13 protein-coding genes and 1 riboswitch are annotated in these 19,358 nt (G+C 66.5%); of the genes, 2 read left to right on the top strand and 11 right to left on the bottom strand.

The annotated features are described in order from the left end of the window. Positions 1-4: 4 nt before the first annotated feature. Positions 5-1,141, bottom strand: coding sequence for an FAD-dependent oxidoreductase (locus tag WS51_RS12480; RefSeq protein WP_069229975.1), 1,137 nt, complete (start codon positions 1,139-1,141; stop codon positions 5-7). A gap of 233 nt (positions 1,142-1,374) precedes the next feature. After that, positions 1,375-1,498, bottom strand: a riboswitch (TPP riboswitch). Positions 1,499-1,766: 268 nt separating this feature from the next. On the opposite strand from WS51_RS12480, the gene WS51_RS12475 reads away from it, so the two are divergent. Beyond that, complete coding sequence (locus WS51_RS12475; RefSeq protein WP_059449824.1) at positions 1,767-3,536, top strand: ABC transporter ATP-binding protein/permease; 1,770 nt, start codon at positions 1,767-1,769, stop codon at positions 3,534-3,536. A 68-nt stretch (positions 3,537-3,604) separates the two neighbouring features. Here WS51_RS12475 and thpR read toward each other — a convergent pair whose 3' ends face one another. The 5 genes from thpR to WS51_RS12450 form a co-directional block, all read right to left on the bottom strand. After that, complete coding sequence (gene thpR, locus WS51_RS12470; protein ID WP_069229263.1) at positions 3,605-4,153, bottom strand: RNA 2',3'-cyclic phosphodiesterase; 549 nt, start codon at positions 4,151-4,153, stop codon at positions 3,605-3,607. Beyond that, positions 4,150-5,640, bottom strand: a complete 1,491-nt coding sequence (locus WS51_RS12465; RefSeq protein ID WP_059543775.1) for an alanine/glycine:cation symporter family protein — start codon at positions 5,638-5,640, stop codon at positions 4,150-4,152. Before WS51_RS12465 ends, thpR begins: the two co-directional genes overlap by 4 nt. A gap of 264 nt (positions 5,641-5,904) precedes the next feature. Continuing rightward, a complete protein-coding gene (locus WS51_RS12460) occupies positions 5,905-7,371 on the bottom strand; it encodes a glutamate synthase subunit beta (protein WP_059449827.1) in 1,467 nt (488 codons plus the stop codon). Between the two features lie 84 nt (positions 7,372-7,455). Beyond that, complete coding sequence (locus WS51_RS12455) at positions 7,456-12,159, bottom strand: glutamate synthase-related protein (protein WP_059449828.1); 4,704 nt, start codon at positions 12,157-12,159, stop codon at positions 7,456-7,458. 289 nt (positions 12,160-12,448) lie between these two features. Next, entirely contained in the window at positions 12,449-13,162 is a 714-nt protein-coding gene (locus WS51_RS12450; protein ID WP_059449829.1) for a transposase, read from the bottom strand. Positions 13,163-13,355: 193 nt separating this feature from the next. Between WS51_RS12450 and WS51_RS12445 the strand changes: the two genes are divergently transcribed. Further along, positions 13,356-14,087, top strand: a complete 732-nt coding sequence (locus WS51_RS12445; protein ID WP_059449830.1) for an OmpW/AlkL family protein — start codon at positions 13,356-13,358, stop codon at positions 14,085-14,087. A gap of 163 nt (positions 14,088-14,250) precedes the next feature. On the opposite strand, the gene ugpQ is transcribed toward WS51_RS12445, so the two are convergent. The 5 genes from ugpQ to ugpB all read right to left on the bottom strand — a co-directional run bounded on the left by ugpQ (position 14,251) and on the right by ugpB (position 19,322). Further along, entirely contained in the window at positions 14,251-15,015 is a 765-nt protein-coding gene (gene ugpQ, locus WS51_RS12440) for a glycerophosphodiester phosphodiesterase (RefSeq protein ID WP_059504627.1), read from the bottom strand. Between the two features lie 28 nt (positions 15,016-15,043). Continuing rightward, positions 15,044-16,129, bottom strand: coding sequence for a sn-glycerol-3-phosphate import ATP-binding protein UgpC (locus tag WS51_RS12435; RefSeq protein WP_059504625.1), 1,086 nt, complete (start codon positions 16,127-16,129; stop codon positions 15,044-15,046). 32 nt (positions 16,130-16,161) lie between these two features. Beyond that, positions 16,162-17,007 carry a sn-glycerol-3-phosphate ABC transporter permease UgpE gene (gene ugpE / locus WS51_RS12430; protein ID WP_059449833.1) on the bottom strand — a complete coding sequence of 282 codons (846 nt, stop codon included), beginning with the start codon at positions 17,005-17,007 and terminating at the stop codon, positions 16,162-16,164. Further along, the gene (gene ugpA, locus WS51_RS12425; protein WP_059449834.1) at positions 17,004-17,888 is read right to left on the bottom strand and encodes a sn-glycerol-3-phosphate ABC transporter permease UgpA; all 885 of its coding nucleotides are present in this window, start codon (positions 17,886-17,888) and stop codon (positions 17,004-17,006) included. Before ugpA ends, ugpE begins: the two co-directional genes overlap by 4 nt. Before the next feature lie 99 nt (positions 17,889-17,987). Then, a complete protein-coding gene (ugpB, locus tag WS51_RS12420; protein WP_059504622.1) occupies positions 17,988-19,322 on the bottom strand; it encodes a sn-glycerol-3-phosphate ABC transporter substrate-binding protein UgpB in 1,335 nt (444 codons plus the stop codon). Between the last annotated feature and the right edge of the window lie 36 nt (positions 19,323-19,358).

Raw genomic sequence — 19,358 nt, 5'->3', positions numbered from 1 at the left:
CGCGTCAGGCCGGCTGGCGCGCGTCGTCGCGGTGATGAAGGAGCGTCGGCCAGCGCGCGGCATCGCGCCACGCGGCGAACGCGTCGGCATCGGCGAACGCGCCGCCGAGCGCGCCTTGCGCGAACGCGACCGCCGCATGCGCGACTTCCGGCGCGATCATGAAGCCGTGCCGGTACAGGCCGTTGACGGCCAGCGTCGTCGCGCCGTCCCAGACCACCGCCGGGCGATGATCGGGCAGCGTCGGGCGGCATTGCGCATTCAGTTCGAGAATGCGCGCCTCGCCGAATGCGGGATGCACGGAAAACGCCGCGCTCAACAGTTCGAGCGCCGAGCGCACGCTGACGGGCGACATGTCCTCGCCCTCCACTTCGGTCGCGCCGATCACGTACAGGTCGTCCTGTTTCGGCGCGATGTAGAGGGGATAACGCGGATGCAGCAACCGCACGGGCCGCGTGAGCCCGATGCCCGTTGCGCGCACGCGCGCGACTTCGCCGCGGATGCCGCGCAGCGCGGGCAGCACCGCTTTCGCGCCGAGCCCGCGGCAATCGATCGTGAAATGCGCGTCGGGCCGGTTCGCGTCGTCGATCGTCGCGTGCCAGTGCAGTTCGACGCCGCGTTGCGCAAGGCCCGCCGCGAGTGCACGCAGCGCCTGGCGGTTGTCGAGCTGCCCTTCGCGCGGCAGCATCAGGCCGCGCGCGAAACGCCCCGCGAGCGCGGGCTCGGCCGCGTCGACCTGCGCGCCGGCCAATGCGACGAAGCCACCGTCGAACAGCTCGGCCGGCGCGTTCGCGCGCACGCGACGCTCGAACAGCGGCGCCTCGGCGCGATCCGCGTGATGCCAGACGACGAGCGTGCCGTGCTGCTGGAAGAACACCGGTTCGGGCAGTTCCGCGAGCCATTGCGGCCAGCGCGCGAGCGATGCGGCGCCGAGCTCGGTGATCAGCAGCTCGGCGCTTGCCGCCTCGGCGAGCGGCGCGAGCATCGCGGCCGCGACCCATGCGGCCGACTGCTCGCCATCCGGGCCGCCGCGCTCGTAGAGCGCGACGCGATGCCCGTCGCCCGCGAGCCGCCAGGCGATCAAGCGGCCGACGAGGCCGCCGCCGAGTACCGCGAAATCCGGCCGGCAAGCGTGAAGGTTCATCGCGCGCCCTCCCGCCGAGCCGCGCGGGCGCGTGCGACGCACGTCGACGTGCACGCGGCGCCCCGTGCGGATGCACGCGACAGCGGATCGGGAACAGCGCAAAAGACTGAAGATTGAGCGGTCATCATTCCTTCCGTAACGCGCAGCGCGCGTACCCAAAGGACGAAACCGGCAGCAAAGGCCGGCCGGGCGGAACTCGGGCGCTGGCCATGTGGGATGGCGGCCAGCGCGGCCCGGCGGGATCAGAAACTTCCCTCGCCGGTATTACCCGGATCGGGTGCGAAGGGTCTTTCTCAGCCTCGCCGCGTCGCCCGGAACTGTCCGTCGGCCGCGCTCGAAGCACCCCTGTTTCGTCGTCGGCCATTAGACCATAAAAGCGGAAAGCGCCGCAAACTGTCCCCCTGCGGCAAATTCGCCGTCGCGCCGCGCCGCTCTGGCACAATGCCCGCAGGCCGGCCGCGCGAGCGGCCGGTTGCCGCGTCACCGCCGGCCTTAAGTGCCGTTTAAGACGCGCGGGCCACCATCCGGACGCCCGCCGTCAGTCGGCACCTCGTCCCGGCATGCCGTATCGCGGCGCGCGTCCGGCTCCGCCCGGCCCGCGCGCCGGCAACTCATCAGGAAGCACATGACCCAATCGATCGATCCCGTCCGCTCCGCCCCCGACGCGCCGCAGGACGAGCGCCCGGTATCCGCATGGAGCCTCATCAAGCCCTACTGGGTGTCGTCCGAATGGAAAATCGCGTGGGGGCTGCTGATCACGATCATCGCGATCAATCTCTGCGTGGTCTGGATCAACGTGAAGCTGAACAAGTGGAACGTGGGGTTCTACAACGCGCTGCAATCGAAGAACGTTCACGATTTCCCCGACCTGTTGATGCAGTTCTCGGGATTCGCGTTCGCGTTCATCATCCTCGCCGTGTACGGCCGTTACCTGCGCCAGATGCTCGGGTTCCGCTGGCGCCAGTGGCTCACCGAGCGCTTCCTCGGCCAATGGCTCGGCGATCGCGCGTTCTACCGGATCGAGCGCGACCGCCTCGCCGACAACCCCGATCAGCGGATCACCGACGACCTCCAGTCGTTCGCGACGACGACGCTCACGTTGTCGCTCGACCTGCTGTCGACGGTCGTCACGCTCGTGTCGTTCATCACGATCCTGTGGTCGCTCGCGGGCGCGCTGACGATTACGCTGGGTGCTACGCCTGTCGCGATCCCCGGGTACATGGTCTGGGCGGCCGCACTGTATGCGGTGGTCGGCTCGCTGCTCATCCAGAAGGTCGGTCACCCGCTCGTGTCGATCAACTACCAGCAACAGCGCGTCGAGGCCGACTTCCGCTTCGGCCTGATCCGCGTGCGCGAGAACGCCGAGCAGATCGCGTTCTACGACGGCGAGAAAACCGAGATCGGCACCGCGCAGACGCTGTTCATGCGCATTCGGGACAACTGGTGGCGCGTGATGAAGTACACGAAGCGCCTCACGTTCGTGCTCAGCTTCTACGGGCAGATCGCGATCATCTTCCCGCTCGTCGTCGCGGCGCCGCGCTATTTCGCGGGCGCGTTCTCGTTCGGCGTGCTGATGCAGATTGCGTCCGCGTTCGGCACCGTCAGCGACTCGTTCTCGTGGTTCATCAACAGTTACTCGACCCTCGTCGAATGGCGCGCGACCGTCAACCGTCTGCGTGAATTCAAGCGTGTCATGGGCACGTCGCACCTGAAGGAAAGCCTGTCGCCCGCGACCGAGCACGGCGGCATCAACCTGCACTACGTCGATGCCGCGAAGCTGTCGACGTCGTCGCTGAAGCTCGCGCTGCCGAACGGCGACGCGCTCGCCAACATCGGCAACGTGACGATCGAGCCCGGCTCGCGCTGGCTGGTAATCGGCAAGTCCGGCTCCGGCAAGAGCACGTTCATGCGCGCGCTCGCGGGCCTGTGGCCGTTCGGCGACGGCGCGATCGACGCGCCGGTCGGCGCACGGATGATGTTCGTGCCGCAAACCAGCTATTTGCCGATCGGCACGCTGAAGGCCGCGCTCACCTACCCGGCCACGCCCGACGCGTTCACCGACGACGCGTGCCGCGACGCGCTGCGTGCGTGCCGCCTCGAAGACTACGTCGGGCGCCTCGACGAGACCGGCCACTGGACGCGCGTGCTGTCGCCGGGCGAACAGCAGCGTCTGGCCGGCGCGCGCGTGCTGCTGCACAAGCCGGACTTCCTGTTCCTCGACGAAGCGACCAGCGCGCTCGATGCCGACAACGAAGCGCGCCTCTATCACCTGTTCGCCGAACGGCTGCCGAAGGCCGCGATCGTCAGCATCGCGCATCGCGAATCGCTCGCCGCGTTCCACGTCGGCACGATCAACGTCGAACGCGTGACCGACAACGACAAGGTCGCCGCGTAACCGCCAAGCAAAAGGCCGGCGCATACCGCGCCGGCCTTCTTCTCTTCCTCGTCGCTCCCGCCTTCCCGCTACGCCGGCCCGACCGGCACCGACACGATCGGCACATGCGACACGCCGTCGTGCGACAGCCGGCTTTCGAACAACGTCAGCGCGACGAAACGCAGCGCAATCGGCCGCCCCGTCGCGCCGCCGTGCGCGGGCTGCCCGTCCGCGTCGCGCGGCAGCCGCGCGAGCGTGACGTGCGGCCTGAACGGCCGGCGGTCGGCCGGCACGCCCAGTTCGCACAGCAGCGCGAACAAATCGGCATTCAGCGCCGCACAGGCGGGATCGGGCGCGAGTTCCGCGACGATCAGTCTCGCGCGCGGCAGGCTCGGCCACCACGCAATGCGCTCGACCGGCTGCAACGGCAGCGCATGCGCGGCCGCGAGCGCCGGCAGGCGCGCGGCCAGCGCATCGCAACGCGCGCGCTCGATTGCACCGATGAACGCGAGCGTCACGTGCAGTTGCGCGGGCAGCGTGCGCCGCGCGCCTCGGGTGACCGGCAACGCGTGCAGCGCGTCGCGAGATGCCGCATCGGGCATCAGCGCGACGAACGCACGGAGCCGGTCGCCGTTCATGACTCGCGCACCGTCACGCGCGCTTCGGCCACCGCATCGACCGACGCCGGACGCTGCGGCAACGGGCCGTGCTCGCCCCACACGTCGGCCGGCAGCACGCGCGCGAGCTCGGGAATCGTGTTGCGCGTAAACACCGGATCGGCAATGCCCTGCGCGCGCTGCTGGCGATAGTCGCGCCACGCGGCATGCGCATACTTGCCGAGTGCGAGAATCGCGACCAGGTTGATGATCGCCATCAGGCCCATGCTCGTATCGGCCATCGCCCATACGAGCGGCAGTTGCCCGACGCTGCCGAACATCACCATGCCGAGCACCGCGATGCGGAACAGCGGCAGCACGCCGCGCCGCTTCGTGATGAAGTCGACGTTGCCTTCCGCGTATGCGTAATTGCCGATCACCGACGAGTACGCGAAGAAGAAGATCGCGACGGCCATGTAGATGCCGCCCCAGTCGCCGACGTGGCTCGCGATCGCGCGCTGCGTGAGCGCCGCGCCTTCCATGCCGGTGCCGAGCTCGTACTGGCCCGACAGCAGGATCACGAACGCGGTCGCGCTGCAGATCACGATCGTGTCGACGAACACGCCGAGCATCTGGATCAGCCCCTGCACGACCGGATGCCGCACGCTCGCGGTCGCGGCCGCGTTCGGTGCGCTGCCCATGCCGGCCTCGTTCGAGAACAATCCGCGCTTCACGCCCATCGAGACTGCCTGACTGATCGCGTAGCCGGTCAGGCCACCCGCCGCCTGCTCGATCCCGAACGCGCTCTTCACGATCAGCGCGAGCACTTCCGGCACCAGCGCGACGTGCGTCGCGACCGCATAGACGGCCAGCGCGAGATAGCCGATCGCCATCACCGGCACGATCACCTGGGCGACCGACGCGATGCGGCGAATCCCGCCGAAGATGAGCGGCGCCGTGAGCAGCACGAGGCCGAGGCCGACCGATTCGCGGCTCCAGCCGAACGACGTATTGAACGCGTCGGCGATCGCATTGGCCTGCACCGCGTTGAACACGAAGCCGAACGCGAGGATCAGCGACAGCGAGAACAGCACGCCGAAGCCGCGCGAGCGCAGGCCCGTCTGGATGTAGTACGCGGGGCCGCCGCGATAGCTGCCGTCCGGATGCGAAACCTTGAAGATCTGCGCGAGCGTGGCCTCGACGAACGCCGACGACATCCCGACGAGCGCCGTCATCCACATCCAGAAGATCGCGCCCGGCCCGCCGACCGTCAGCGCGACCGCGACACCGGCAATGTTGCCGGTGCCCACGCGGCTCGCGAGCCCGGTCGCGAACGCCTGGAACGACGAGATGCTGCCCGGTTCGCCCTTGCTGCCGACCAGCTTGATGCTGAGAAACAGCGCCTTCAGCTGGATCATCCGGAACCGCAACGTGAACCACGCGCCGGCGCCGAGCAGCAGCGCGATCAGCACGTAATTCCACAGCACGCCGTTGACGGCGTCGATCAGCCCATGCACGAATGCTTCCATTCAGAGTCCTTGTAAAAGGGGTCATATACGCGGCCGCGCGGAACACGGCCGGGGGCGACATGATATGACAGTTTTCAAGGATTATTACAAAATGAAAGTTTAGAGATAGCGCGAAATCGGCGCCCGATGCGATCAGGTTAGGCGATGCTGAGTGAAGATGCGGATGCGCATCGAAGTCGGCCATTCGCGGCGCTCGCCGCATAAAAAAACCGGGCGCCCTTTCGGACGCCCGGCTTTTTTCGAAATCCGCTCGCGCGCTTTTGCTTAGCGCGGCAGTTCCGAATGCCCCATCAGGTACGCGTCGACCGAGCGCGCGCACTGGCGGCCTTCGCGGATCGCCCAGACGACGAGCGACTGGCCGCGGCGCATGTCGCCCGCCGCGAACACCTTGTCGACCGACGTGTAGTACGAGCGGTCGCCTTCGGTCGCCGCGCGCGCGTTGCCGCGTGCATCCTTCGCGACGCCGAACGCCTCGAGCACGGGGGCTGCCGGCTGCGTGAAGCCCATCGCGAGCAGCACCAGATCGGCCTTCATCTCGAACTCGGAGCCCGGCACTTCCTGCATCTTGCCGTCCTTCCACTCGACGCGCACCGCGATCAGCTTCTCGACCTTGCCGTTCTTGCCTTCGAGACGCTTCGTCGCAACCGCCCAGTCACGCTGGCAGCCTTCCTCGTGCGACGACGACGTGCGCAGCTTGATCGGCCAGTACGGCCACACGAGCGGCTTGTTTTCCTCTTCGGGCGGCTGCGGCAGCAGCTCGAACTGCGTGACCTGCTTCGCGCCGTGACGGTTCGACGTGCCGACGCAGTCCGAACCCGTATCGCCGCCGCCGATCACGATCACGTGCTTGCCCTTCGCGACGAGCTGGTCGACGAGCTTGTCGCCCGCGTTCACCCGGTTCTGCTGCGGCAGGAAGTCCATCGCGAAATGCACGCCGGCGAGCTCGCGGCCCGGCACCGGCAGGTCGCGCGGCGTTTCCGAGCCGCCCGCGATCACGACCGCGTCGAATTCTTCCTTCAGCGTCTCCGGCGAAATGGTTTCCTTCGCGAGATTGCCGATCGACTCGGGCAGCGGATCCTTGCCGATGAACACGCTGGTGCGGAAGGTCACGCCTTCTGCTTCCATCTGGCGCATGCGGCGGTCGATCAGCCACTTCTCGAGCTTGAAATCGGGGATCCCGTAACGCAGCAGGCCGCCGATGCGGTCGTTCTTCTCGAACACCGTCACGTCGTGGCCGGCGCGCGCGAGCTGCTGCGCAGCCGCGAGGCCCGCCGGGCCCGAACCGACGATCGCGACCTTCTTGCCCGTCTTGTGCTCGGCCGGCAGCGGCTTCACCCAGCCTTCCGCCCAGGCCTTGTCGATGATCGCGTGCTCGATCGACTTGATGCCGACCGGATCGTTGTTGATCCCGAGCGTGCAGGCTGCCTCGCACGGCGCCGGGCAGATGCGGCCCGTGAACTCCGGAAAGTTGTTGGTCGAATGCAGGACTTCGATCGCCTGCTGCCAGTCCTGGCGGTAAACGAGATCGTTGAAGTCCGGGATGATGTTGTTGACCGGGCAGCCGTTGTTGCAGAACGGGATGCCGCAGTCCATGCAGCGCGCGCCCTGGACCTTCGCGTCCGCGTCGGTCAGCGCCGCGACGAATTCCTTGTAGTGCTTCACGCGCGTGAGCGGTGCTTCGTACGCCTCGTGGCGGCGTTCGAACTCCAGAAAACCGGTTGCCTTGCCCATAAGGTGCTCTTCTGTTCGGTGTATCGGGTGGGGGAGCCGCGCGCGGCATCATCCGCGCGCGGCATTCGCTATGTCGTTCGTCGCTCAGGCGGCCAGCACTTCCTTCGCCGCCTTCTTCGCACCGATCTCGCCCAGCGCGCGCTTGTATTCGTGCGGGAACACCTTCACGAACTGGCGCCGCGCCGCGTCCCAGTTTTCCAGCAGCGACTTCGCGCGCGGCGAACCCGTGAACTGGAAATGACGCTCGACGAGCCCCTTGAGCAACGCTTCGTCCGTCGTGCCCTCATGCCAGAGCGCGCGGTCGACCGTGCGCTCCTGCTCGGCCTGCTGCAGCACCGGCTCGAGCGCGACCATCGACTTGTTGCACTTCGCCGCGAACGTGCCTTCCGGATCGTAGATGTACGCGAGACCACCCGACATGCCGGCCGCGAAGTTGCGCCCGGTTTCGCCGAGCACGACGACCGTGCCGCCCGTCATGTATTCGCAACCGTGGTCGCCCGTGCCCTCGACGACGGCCGTCGCGCCCGAGTTGCGCACGCAGAAGCGCTCGCCGGCGACGCCGCGGAAGAACGATTCGCCTTCGATCGCGCCATACATCACCGTGTTGCCGCAGATGATGTTTTCCTCGGACTTGCCGCGGAAGTCGTTGGTCGGACGGATGATGATCCGGCCGCCCGACAGGCCCTTGCCGACGTAGTCGTTGCCGTCGCCGACGAGGTCGAGCGTCACGCCCTTCGCGAGGAACGCGCCGAAGCTCTGGCCGGCCGTGCCCTTCAGCTGGATGTGCACCGCGTCGTCGGCCAGGCCGTCGTGGCCGTGCTTCTTCGCGATCACGCCCGACAGCATCGCGCCGACCGTGCGGTTCACGTTGCGCACCGGCTGGATGAACGACACGTGCTCGCCGTTCTCGATCGCGGCCTTCGCCTTCTCGATCAGCACGTGGTCGAGCGCGCGCTCGAGGCCGTGATCCTGCACGTCGACATGACGCCGTGCGACGTCCTCGCATTCTTCCGGCTGGTAGAACACGCGCGAGAAGTCGAGGCCCTTCGCCTTCCAGTGCTCGATGCCCTTGCGCGTATCGAGCAGATCGGCGCGGCCGATCAGGTCGTCGAACTTCGCGATGCCGAGCTGCGCCATGATCTCGCGCACTTCCTCGGCGACGAAGAAGAAGTAGTTCACGACGTGCTCGGGCTGGCCCTTGAACTTCGCACGCAGCACCGGATCCTGCGTCGCGACGCCGACCGGGCACGTGTTCAGGTGGCACTTGCGCATCATGATGCAGCCTTCGACGACGAGCGGCGCCGTCGCGAAGCCGAATTCGTCCGCGCCGAGCAGCGCGCCGATCACGACGTCGCGGCCCGTCTTCATCTGGCCGTCGGCCTGCACGCGGATGCGGCCGCGCAGGCGGTTCAGCACCAGCGTCTGCTGCGTTTCGGCGAGGCCGAGCTCCCACGGCGTGCCCGCGTGCTTCACCGACGACAGCGGCGATGCGCCCGTGCCGCCGTCGTGGCCGGCGATCACGACGTGATCGGCCTTCGCCTTCGCGACACCGGCCGCGACCGTGCCGACGCCCACTTCCGACACCAGCTTCACCGAGATGCTCGAGCTCGGGTTCACGTTCTTCAGGTCGTGGATCAGTTGCGCCAGATCCTCGATCGAGTAGATGTCGTGGTGCGGCGGCGGCGAGATCAGGCCGACGCCCGGCACCGAGTAACGCAGCTTGCCGATGTATTCCGACACCTTGTGGCCCGGCAGCTGGCCGCCTTCGCCGGGCTTCGCGCCCTGCGCCATCTTGATCTGGATCTGGTCGGCCGATGCCAGGTACTCGGCGGTGACGCCGAAGCGGCCCGACGCGACCTGCTTGATCTTCGAGCGCAGCGAATCGCCGTCCTTCAGCGCAATGTCGCTGACGATCTCGTCGCCGATCACCGACTTCAGCGTCTCGCCCGACTTGATCGGAATGCCGCGCAGTTCGTTGCGGTAGCGCTTCTCGTCCTCGCCGCCTTCGCCGGTGTTCGACTTGCCGCCGATCCGGTTCATCGCGATCGCGAGCGTCGCGTGTGCTTCGGTGCTGATCGAACCGAGCGACATCGCGCCCGTCGCAAAGCGCTTGACGATCTCCTTGGCCGGCTCGACGTCGTCGATCGGGATCGCCTTGGTCGGCTCGACCTTGAACTCGAACAGGCCGCGGAACGTCATGTGACGCTTGGTCTGGTCGTTGATCAGGTGCGCGTATTCCTTGTACGTCTGGTAAGAGTTGCTGCGCGTCGCGTGCTGGAGCTTCGCGATCGAATCTGGCGTCCACATGTGATCTTCGCCGCGCACGCGGTACGCGTACTCGCCGCCGGCGTCGAGCATGTCGCGCAGGATCGGGTTGTCGCCGAACGCGTCGCGGTGCAGGCGGATCGCCTCTTCCGCGACTTCGAACAGGCCGATGCCGCCGACCTTCGACGCCGTGCCCTTGAAGTACTTCTCGACGAGGTCGCTCGACAGGCCGAGCGCTTCGAAGATCTGCGCGCCCGTGTACGACATGTACGTCGAGATGCCCATCTTCGACATCACCTTCTGCAGGCCCTTGCCGACCGCCTTCGTGAAGTTGTAGACGGCCTTCTCCGGCGACAGGTCGCCCGGCAGGCCTTCCGCCATCTTCGCGAGCGTTTCCATCGCGAGGTACGGGTGCACGGCTTCCGCGCCATAGCCCGCAAGCAGCGCGAAGTGGTGCGTCTCACGTGCCGAGCCCGTCTCGACGACGAGGCCCGTGCTCGTGCGCAGCCCTTGCTGGACGAGGTGCGTGTGGATCGCCGACGTGGCGAGCAGCGCCGGAATCGCGACGTGCTCGGCGTCGGTCTTGCGATCCGACACGATCAGGATGTTGTAGCCGGACTTCACCGCGTCGACGGCTTCCGCGCACAGCGACGCGAGGCGTGCCTCGATGCCTTCCTTGCCCCAGGCCACCGGATAGCAGATGTTCAGCTCGTATGCGCTGAACTTGCCGCCCGTGTACTGGTCGATCGCGCGGATCTTCGCAATGTCCTTGAAGTCGAGCACCGGCTGCGACACTTCGAGACGCATCGGCGGGTTGATGTTGTTCGTGTCGAGCAGGTTCGGCTTCGGGCCGATGAACGACACGAGCGACATGACCATGTTCTCGCGGATCGGGTCGATCGGCGGGTTCGTGACCTGCGCGAACAGCTGCTTGAAGTAGTGATAGAGCGTCTTGTTCTTGTTCGACATCACCGCGAGCGGCGAGTCGTTGCCCATCGAGCCGACGGCTTCCTCGCCCTGCTGCGCCATCGGCGCCATCAGGAACTTCAGGTCTTCCTGCGTGTAGCCGAACGCCTGCTGGCGGTCGAGCAGCGCGGCGCCCTGCGTGCGGCCGGCCGCGACGTCCTCGGCCTTCGGCTCGATCTCGTCGAGCTTGATGCGCACGGCGTCGATCCAGCTCTTGTACGGCTTCGCGTTCGCGAGGTTGTCCTTGAGCTCCTTGTCGTCGATGATGCGGCCGTGTTCCATGTCGATCAGGAACATCTTGCCCGGCTGCAGGCGCCACTTCTTGACGATCTTCGATTCGGGGATCGGCAGCGTGCCGGCTTCCGACGCCATGATCACGAGGTCGTCGTCGGTCACGATGTAACGCGCCGGGCGCAGGCCGTTGCGGTCGAGCGTCGCGCCGATCTGGCGGCCGTCGGTGAACGCAATCGCGGCGGGGCCGTCCCACGGCTCCATCATCGCGGCGTGGTATTCGTAGAACGCGCGGCGGTTCTCGTCCATCAGCGTGTGCTGTTCCCACGCTTCCGGGATCATCATCATCACCGCGTGCACGAGCGGATAGCCGGCCATCACCAGCAGTTCGAGACAGTTGTCGAACGACGCGGTGTCGGACTGGCCCGGATAGATCAGCGGCCACAGCTTCGGCAGGTCGTCGCCGAGCACGTGCGACGCGATCGCGCCGGTGCGCGCGTTCAGCCAGTTCACGTTGCCCTTCACGGTGTTGATCTCGCCGTTGTGCGCGATCATCCGGTACGGGTGAGCCAGTTCCCATGCCGGGAACGTGTTGGTCGAGAAGCGCTGGTGCACGAGCGCGAGCGCCGACACGACGCGCTCGTCCTGCAGGTCGCGGTAGTACACGCCGACCTGGCCCGCCAGCAGCAGCCCCTTGTAGACGACCGTGCGCGCCGACATCGACGGCACGAAGTATTCCTTGCCGTGCTTGAGCTTGAGCGCCTGGATGCGGTGGCTCGCGGTCTTGCGGATCACGTACAGCTTCCGCTCGAGCGCATCGGTCACCATGATGTCCTTGCCGCGGCCGATGAAGATCTGGCGGATCAGCGGCTCGCTCGCCTTGACCGTCGGCGAGATCGGCATCGCATGGTCGACCGGCACGTCGCGCCAGCCGAGCACGACCTGCCCCTCCGCCCGCACCGTGCGCTCGAGCTCCTGCTCGCACGCGAGACGCGACGCGTTCTCCTTCGGCAGGAAGATCATCCCGACCCCGTATTCGCCGGCCGGCGGCAGCGTCACGCCCTGCTTCGACATTTCCTCGCGATAGAACGCGTCCGGAATCTGGATCAGGATGCCGGCGCCGTCGCCCATCAGCGGATCGGCACCGACCGCGCCGCGGTGATCGAGGTTCTCGAGGATCTTCAGACCCTGCTGAATGATCTCGTGGCTCTTCTTGCCCTTGATGTGAGCGACGAAGCCGACGCCGCAGGCGTCGTGTTCGTTTTGCGGGTCGTACAGACCTTGTGCGGCGGGCACCGCGGCGAGCGGCTGCTGGTGGTCGTTCATGGGGACACCGTCGTAAAGGGGCCGCGAGGGCCGTTGAACCATTTTCTTGTTGCCGTCGATCCCGCTCCCGACGGGAGACGGCACGGCCGACAGTGGTTGGGCAAGCTTCACCCGGGCCACCGGAATTCGGAATATACGCGACGAATCAAAGGAATAGCAACAAAAACCGCTTGATCGAACCCCAATTAAACGCATGCGCTGATGTGGTGCTGTTTTATTGGGGCCGTATCATTTTGGTGCAAAAAGAAGCGGCGCACGCAGCGCCGCCTCTCCATCCGCCTGTCCCGCGTTACTGCTGCGCGGGCGGCGTGTTTTCACGCACCTTTCTGGGGCGTCCGCGCGGCAGCGGCGACACGCGGCGGTTCGCGGTGCGCGCCGCCCATTCGCGATAATTCTCGCCGCCGAGCACCCAGCCCTTCAGCGTCGCCTGCTGGAGCTGGTCGGCCTGCCGCTCGTCGAGCGGCTGCTCGCAGAGCTCCTTGTACGCGCGCTGACGATCGAACGGCGTATTGCCGAGCGCCCAGTAGAGCGGATGGTCGGTGATCAGGCTGTCGACGGTGAGCCCGACGTGGTGCCGGTAGCTCGACCAGCGATACGCGTCGGGCGTCGCGACGAGCTGAGAGCGCACCGGGCTCATCTCGACCACGCGGCTCGCGAGCAGGAAATAGCGCTCGCCTTCGATCACCGTCGCGCGATAGCGGCCTTCCCACAAGGTGCCGCGCCGCGAGTAACGCCGGTTGAAATGCGCAACGTAGCGACGGCCGACTGCCTGCATCGCCTTCGGCAGGCTCGCCTCGTCGCTCGGCGTCACGAGAAGTTGCACCTGGCGCGGCAGCAGCACGTAGGCATGCACCGACAGGTGATGATCGCGTGCGGCGGCCTTCAGGCAATCGATGAAGAGTTCGTAGTCCTGGTCGTCGACGAACGCGGGTTGCTGATCCAGGCCGCGCAGTATCACGTGCTGCGGCTGGTCGGGAACGTAGAGTCGTGCTAACCGTGCCATGCTGAATGTCCGTTTGAACGCGTTAGGAAATACCCGAAGGTCCGAAATTGCGCACCTGCGTAGAATGCCTGTCCTGGCGGGGCGCGGAAGCGTACGGTCGTGCGAATCCTAGGGTGAAAACTCTAACTTACGAGCTTGTTTGGTTTTAAACGCAGTCGTCATAATGAGCACGCCTTAGATCGGAGGAGACACAATGAAACGAAAACTGGCCATTACGGGGGCCGCAGCGCTCGCATTCACGTTTGCGGGCGGTCCGGCACACGCACAATCCGCAGGTGATTTCTACGTCAGCACCGGCTGGTTCCACCTTTCGCCGCAGGACAGCAGCGACCCGCTGTTCGTCTACGGCGTAGGCGGCACGCCCATCAATCAATCGATTCCCAACACCGGCGCCGGTATCAATGACGCCGATACGCTTGGGCTCGCAGCGGGCTACTTCGTCACCGACCATATCTCCACCGAGCTCGTTATGGGGATACCGCCGAAGTTCGACATTACCGGCAAGGGTCAGTTCTCCAGCTTCGGCGTGCTCGGCCGTGCGTACCAGTGGAGCCCGGCCCTGCTGCTGCGCTACCACTTCAACGATGCCAACGCGAAATTCCGCCCGTATGTCGGCATCGGCGCCACGTACGTCTGGTTCACGGGTGCGAAGATCACGAACAGCGCCTTCGAGAACGGCGTGCTCGGCGGCCCGACCAGCGCGCAGACGAGCAACCAGTGGGCGCCCGTCTTCAACGCCGGCTTCACGTACAACTTCACCAAGCACTGGTTCGGCGGCCTGTCGATTTCCTACATCCCGGTCAGCGTGACCGCGACCTTCACGACGGCCCGCCGCACGCCGGTCGGCACGCTGACGGAAACGTCGAAGGCGCACATCTCGCTGAACCCGATCGTGACGTACCTGAACGTCGGCTATCGCTTCTAAGCGTAGTCGAATATTTGGGGAATGGTTAATCCTGCTGCAATTTGTAGCGGATTTTTCGTGACGTAACGTCTCCGCGATGCAAAACGCCCCGGCGGAAACCCGCCGGGGCGTCGTTTTTTTGTCTCAGGGTCTTCCCGCCCCCCGCCGTCGCGCGGGGGCAGCGTTAAGCGATGTCGTCCAGTGCATCGGGGCCAATCAGGTCGATGCGGTCCGTGCACACCGCATCGACGCCCCAGCGCACGAGTTCGCGCGCCCGGGCGAGGTCGTTGACCGTGTAGACCAGGATGCGCAGCCCGGCCGCCTTGATCGCGCGCACGAGCGGTTCGTCGAGTGCCTTGTGGTTTGCATGCAACGACACGCAGCCGAGCGCGCTGACGGCCTGCGCATGCCAGTCGTCCGGCACCGCCTCGTACAGCATTCCGCGCGGCAGCGCCGGAGCGCTGGCGCGCGCCTGTTGCAGTGCGTCGAACGAAAACGACGACAGCAGCGGCGGCACGGCCGCGTCGTGCCAGTACGCGGCCGCATCGGCCGCCACCCGCTGCCCCGTGTCGCGCTCGCGGCCCGGGCACGGCTTGATCTCGACGTTCGCCGCCAGCCCGTGCGCGATGCAGCGCGCCGCCGCCGCCTCGAGCGTCGGCATCCGCTCGCCCGCGAAACGCGCGTCGAACCACGCGCCGGCATCGAGCTCGGCGAGTGCCGCATAGCGCATGCCCGCCGCCGGCCCGCTGCCGTTCGACGTGCGCTCGACCGTGTCGTCGTGCAGCAGGAAGCTCACGTCGTCGGCGGACAGCTTCGCGTCGAACTCGACCATCCGGTGACCGCGCCGCGCGCCTTCGTCGAACGCGGCGAGCGTGTTCTCCGGCGCGAGCGTGCCGCCGCCGCGATGGGCGACGACGCGCGGATAGGGCCAGTCGGTACGGGAACTCATCGTCAGCCTCTCAGCGGGTTCGTCAGGATCAGCCGGCGCGCTTGCCGGTCTCGGGATCGAAGAAATGCAGCCGATGCGCGGGCAGCGCGGCGGCCAGCGCCGTGCCGCGCGCGGGGCGATCCGCATGCGGCAGGCGCACCGCGACGTCGTGGTTGCCCCAGCGGCCGTGCGCGAGGTTGTCCGCGCCGAGCAGCTCGCACGAGTCGACCGGCAGCGTCGCCTGCGCGACACCCGGCTGCGGCGTCATGTGCTCCGGCCGCACGCCGAGCACCCAGTCGCGCCCCGTGGCGATCGCGCTGCCGATGCCGGGCGCGCCGGCAACCGGCAGCGCCGGGCCGCCGCCCGCGACCGTGAACGTCGCGCCGTCCTCGGACAGCCGGCCGTGCAGCAGGTTCATCGCCGGCGAGCCGATGAAGCCCGCGACGAACACCGTCGCCGGCTTCTCGTACACGTCGACCGGCGCACCGATCTGCTCCGCATAGCCGCGGTTCATCACGATCACGCGCTGGGCGAGCGTCATCGCCTCGATCTGGTCGTGCGTCACGTACACGCTGGTGGTTGCAAGCCGCGCATGCAGCCGCTGGATCTCCAGGCGCATCTGCACGCGCAACTTCGCGTCGAGGTTCGACAGCGGCTCGTCGAACAGGAACACCGACGGCTCGCGCACGATCGCCCGCCCCATCGCGACACGCTGCCGCTGGCCGCCCGACAACTCGCGCGGCCGCCGCGCGAGCAGCGGCTCGAGCTCGAGGATCTTCGCGGCCGCGGCCACGCGTGCGTCGATCGTCGCGCGCTCGATGCCGCGGATCTTCAGCCCGTAGCCCATGTTCTGCGCGACCGTCATGTGCGGATACAGCGCGTAGTTCTGGAACACCATCGCGATGTCGCGATCCTTCGGCTCCAGCGCATTGACCACGCGCTCGCCGATCGCGATTTCGCCGTCCGTCACCGTCTCGAGCCCCGCAATCATCCGCAACAGCGTCGACTTGCCGCAGCCCGACGGGCCGACCAGCACGATGAATTCGCCGTCGGCGATCTCCACGTCGATGCCGTGCAGCACATGCTGCTTGCCGTCGTAGGATTTCCTGACGCCCTTCAAGCTCAGCGCAGCCATACTTGGTCCTTCTCCCGGTTGCCGTCCGTGGTTCATTTCTCGGAATCGACGAGGCCGCGCACGAACCAGCGCTGCATCGCCAGCACGACGACGAGCGGCGGAATCATCGCCAGCAGCGTCGCCGCCATTACGTACTGCCACTCGGTCGCGGCGTCGCCGCTCGCGATCATCGTCTTGATGCCCACCACCGCCGTCGACAGCGACGCCTCCGTCGTGATCAGGATCGGCCACAGATACTGGTTCCAGCCGTAGATGAACGTGATCACGAACAGCGCCGCGATGCTCGTTTTCGACAGCGGCAGCACCACGTCCCGGAAAAAGCGCAGCGGCCCCGCGCCGTCGATGCGCGCGGCGTCCATCAGCTCGTCGGGCAGCGTCATGAAAAACTGGCGGAACAGGAACGTCGCGGTCGCCGATGCGATCAGCGGCAGCGAGAGCCCCGCGTAACTGTTCGTCAGATGCAGTGTCGACACGACCTGCACGGTCGGGAAGATCCGCACCTCGACCGGCAGCATCAGCGTGACGAAGATCAGCCAGAACGCCGTGTTGCGGAACGGGAAGCGGAAATAGACGATCGCGTACGCCGACAGGATCGACACCGCGATCTTGCCGACCGCGATCGCGAGCGCCATCACGAAACTGTTGACAAGCAGCCGGCCGAACGGTGCCGTCGTGCCGCCGCTGCCGTGCCCCCAGATGTAGGCGATGTTCTCCAGCAGGTGTGTGCTCGGCACCAGCGACAACGGGATCGTGAACACTTCCTGCGCGTTCATGGTCGCCGCGCAGAACGCGACGTACACGGGGAACACGATCAGCACGACGCCCGCGATCAGCACCGCGTGGCAGAACAGGTCGAAGCCCTTGCGATTTTCGATCATGCGTATTGCACCCTGCGTTCGACGAAGCGGAACTGGATCACCGTCAGGCCGACGACGATGATCATCAGCACGACCGACTGCGCGCCCGAACTACCGATGTCGAGGCCCTGGAAACCTTCCGTGAAGATCTTGTAGATCAGCGTTTTCGTGCTCTGTGCGGGGCCGCCGGCGGTGGCCGCGTCGATCACCGGGAACGTGTCGAAGAACGCATAGACGAGGTTCACGACCAGCAGGAAGAAGCTGGTCGGCGACAGCAGCGGCAGCACGATGTTGAAGAAGCGCCGCACCGGCCCTGCCCCGTCGATCGCCGCCGCCTCGATCAGCGAGCGGGGAATCGCCTGCAGGCCCGCGTAGAAGAACAGGAAGTTGTAGCTCACCTGCTTCCACACCGACGCGAGCACGACGAGGAACATTGCCTGTCCGCCGTTGAGCGCGTGATTCCACACGATGCCGCCCTTCGCGAGCGCATAGGTGACGAGGCCGATGCTGGGATTGAACAGGAACGCCCACAACACGGCCGCGATCGTCGGCGCGACCGCGTACGGCCAGATCAGCAGCGTGCGGTACACGCGCGCGCCGCGGATCACGCGGTCGGCGCATGCGGCGAGCAGCAGCGACACGACGAGCCCGCTGACCGTCACGAGCGAGCTGAAGACCAGCGTCGTGCGGAACGAATCGAGGTACAGCGGATCGGCGAACAGGTGCGTGAAGTTCGCGAAGCCGACGAATTCACTCGACGTGCCGAATGCATCCTGCATCTGCGTCGACTGCCACAGCGCGACGCCGGCCGGCCACAGGAAGAATACGGCGGTGATGGCGAGCTGCGGCGCGATCAGCAGGTACGGCAGCAGGCTCGTGCCGAAACGGGAACGGGATTGCATCGCGGGCATCCGGTCAGACGAAACGGGAAAGGAACCGCGCCGCCGGCCGCCCGCTCGCAGATGCGACGCGGCGGCCGGCGACACGAACGCGATGCGCGATCAGCTGCCCGATTTCTCGAAGCGGCGCAGCAGTTCGTCGCCGCGCGACGCCGCCGAATCGAGCGCGTCCTTCGGCGACTTCTTCTGCGCCCAGACCTGCTCCAGTTCCTCGTCGACGATCGTGCGGATCTGCGGCATGTTGCCGAGACGCAGCCCCTTCGTGTAAGGCAGCGGCGGCTTGTTCATCATCTGCTTGATCGCCGTTTCCGCACTCGGGTTCTTCGCATAGAAGCCCTGCTGGCGCGTGAGGTCGTACGCGGCCGTCGTGACCGGCAGGTAGCCCGTTTCCTGGTGCCACTTCGCGGCGATCGGCGCCGAGGACAGGAATGCGAGGAATTTCGCGACGCCCTTGTAGGTCGCCGGATCCTTGCCGGCCAGCACCCACAGGCTCGCGCCGCCGATGATCGCGTTCTGCGGCGCACCCTTCACATTCGCGTCGTACGGCATCATGCCGGTGCCGTAGCTGAACTTCGCGAACTTCTGCACGTTCGCGAGCGCGCCCGACGAGGTCGTCAGGATCCCGCAGTCGCCGCTGTAGAACTTCGCGGACGCCTCGTCCTTGCGGCCCGCATACGTGAACGTGCCGTCCTTCTGCATCTGCTGCAGGAACGCGATGTGCGCGATCTGCTGCGGCTTGTTGAATTCGAGCACGGCGTCGGTGCCGTCGAAGCCGTTGTTGCGGCTCGCGAACGGCAGCGCATGCCACGCGCTGTAGTTCTCGAGCTGGATCCAGCCTTGCCAGCCGGTCGTGAAGCCGCACGTCATCCCGGACTTGCGCAGTTTCTCCGCGTCGGCCTGCACGTCGGCCCACGTCTTCGGCGGCTGGTTCGGATCGAGCCCGGCCTTCTTGAACGCGTCCTTGTTGTAGTACAGCACCGGCGTCGAGCTGTTGAACGGCATCGACACGAGGTGGCCCGTCTTCGCATCGCTGTAGTAGCTCGCGATGGTCGGCACGAACGCCTTCTCGTCGAGTGGCACGCCGGCCTGCTTGAACACGTCGTACACCGGCACGACGGCCTTCTTCGCCTGCATCATCGTCGCGGTGCCGACTTCGTAGACCTGGAGGATCGCCGGCGCGTTGCCGCTGCGATAGGCGGCGATGCCCGCCGCGAGCGCCTGGTCGTAGGTGCCCTTGAAGACCGGCACGATCTTGTAGTCGCTCTGCGACGCGTTGAACTGCGTGGCGAGTTCATTCACGCGCTCGCCGAGCGCCGACTCCATCGCATGCCAGAACTGGATTTCCGTCACGGCGAACGCCGCATGCTGCACACCGAACATCAACGCGCCGCCCAGCGCGATCGAGCGAATCATGGTCCCCGCGGGCTTCTTCTTCATCGACCTCTCTCCTGTGAAAACGTTACCAACAGCGTG

The sequence above is a fragment of the Burkholderia territorii genome (assembly GCF_001718335.1).
Classification (GTDB): Bacteria; Pseudomonadota; Gammaproteobacteria; order Burkholderiales; family Burkholderiaceae; genus Burkholderia; species Burkholderia territorii.
The sequence above is the reverse complement of the archived record's forward strand: the minus strand, read 5'-3'. Positions and strand labels throughout refer to the sequence as shown.

Coding starts and splice junctions, on each gene's coding strand:
- thpR (WP_069229263.1), bottom strand. CDS start 4,153: ATGAACGGCGACCGGCTCCGTGCGTTCGTCGCGCTGATGCCCGATGCG.
- WS51_RS12455 (WP_059449828.1), bottom strand. CDS start 12,159: ATGAACGACCACCAGCAGCCGCTCGCCGCGGTGCCCGCCGCACAAGGT.
- WS51_RS12480 (WP_069229975.1), bottom strand. CDS start 1,141: ATGAACCTTCACGCTTGCCGGCCGGATTTCGCGGTACTCGGCGGCGGC.
- ugpE (WP_059449833.1), bottom strand. CDS start 17,007: ATGATCGAAAATCGCAAGGGCTTCGACCTGTTCTGCCACGCGGTGCTG.
- WS51_RS12465 (WP_059543775.1), bottom strand. CDS start 5,640: ATGGAAGCATTCGTGCATGGGCTGATCGACGCCGTCAACGGCGTGCTG.
- WS51_RS12460 (WP_059449827.1), bottom strand. CDS start 7,371: ATGGGCAAGGCAACCGGTTTTCTGGAGTTCGAACGCCGCCACGAGGCG.
- WS51_RS12435 (WP_059504625.1), bottom strand. CDS start 16,129: ATGGCTGCGCTGAGCTTGAAGGGCGTCAGGAAATCCTACGACGGCAAG.
- WS51_RS12475 (WP_059449824.1), top strand. CDS start 1,767: ATGACCCAATCGATCGATCCCGTCCGCTCCGCCCCCGACGCGCCGCAG.
- ugpB (WP_059504622.1), bottom strand. CDS start 19,322: ATGAAGAAGAAGCCCGCGGGGACCATGATTCGCTCGATCGCGCTGGGC.
- ugpA (WP_059449834.1), bottom strand. CDS start 17,888: ATGCAATCCCGTTCCCGTTTCGGCACGAGCCTGCTGCCGTACCTGCTG.
- WS51_RS12450 (WP_059449829.1), bottom strand. CDS start 13,162: ATGGCACGGTTAGCACGACTCTACGTTCCCGACCAGCCGCAGCACGTG.
- ugpQ (WP_059504627.1), bottom strand. CDS start 15,015: ATGAGTTCCCGTACCGACTGGCCCTATCCGCGCGTCGTCGCCCATCGC.
- WS51_RS12445 (WP_059449830.1), top strand. CDS start 13,356: ATGAAACGAAAACTGGCCATTACGGGGGCCGCAGCGCTCGCATTCACG.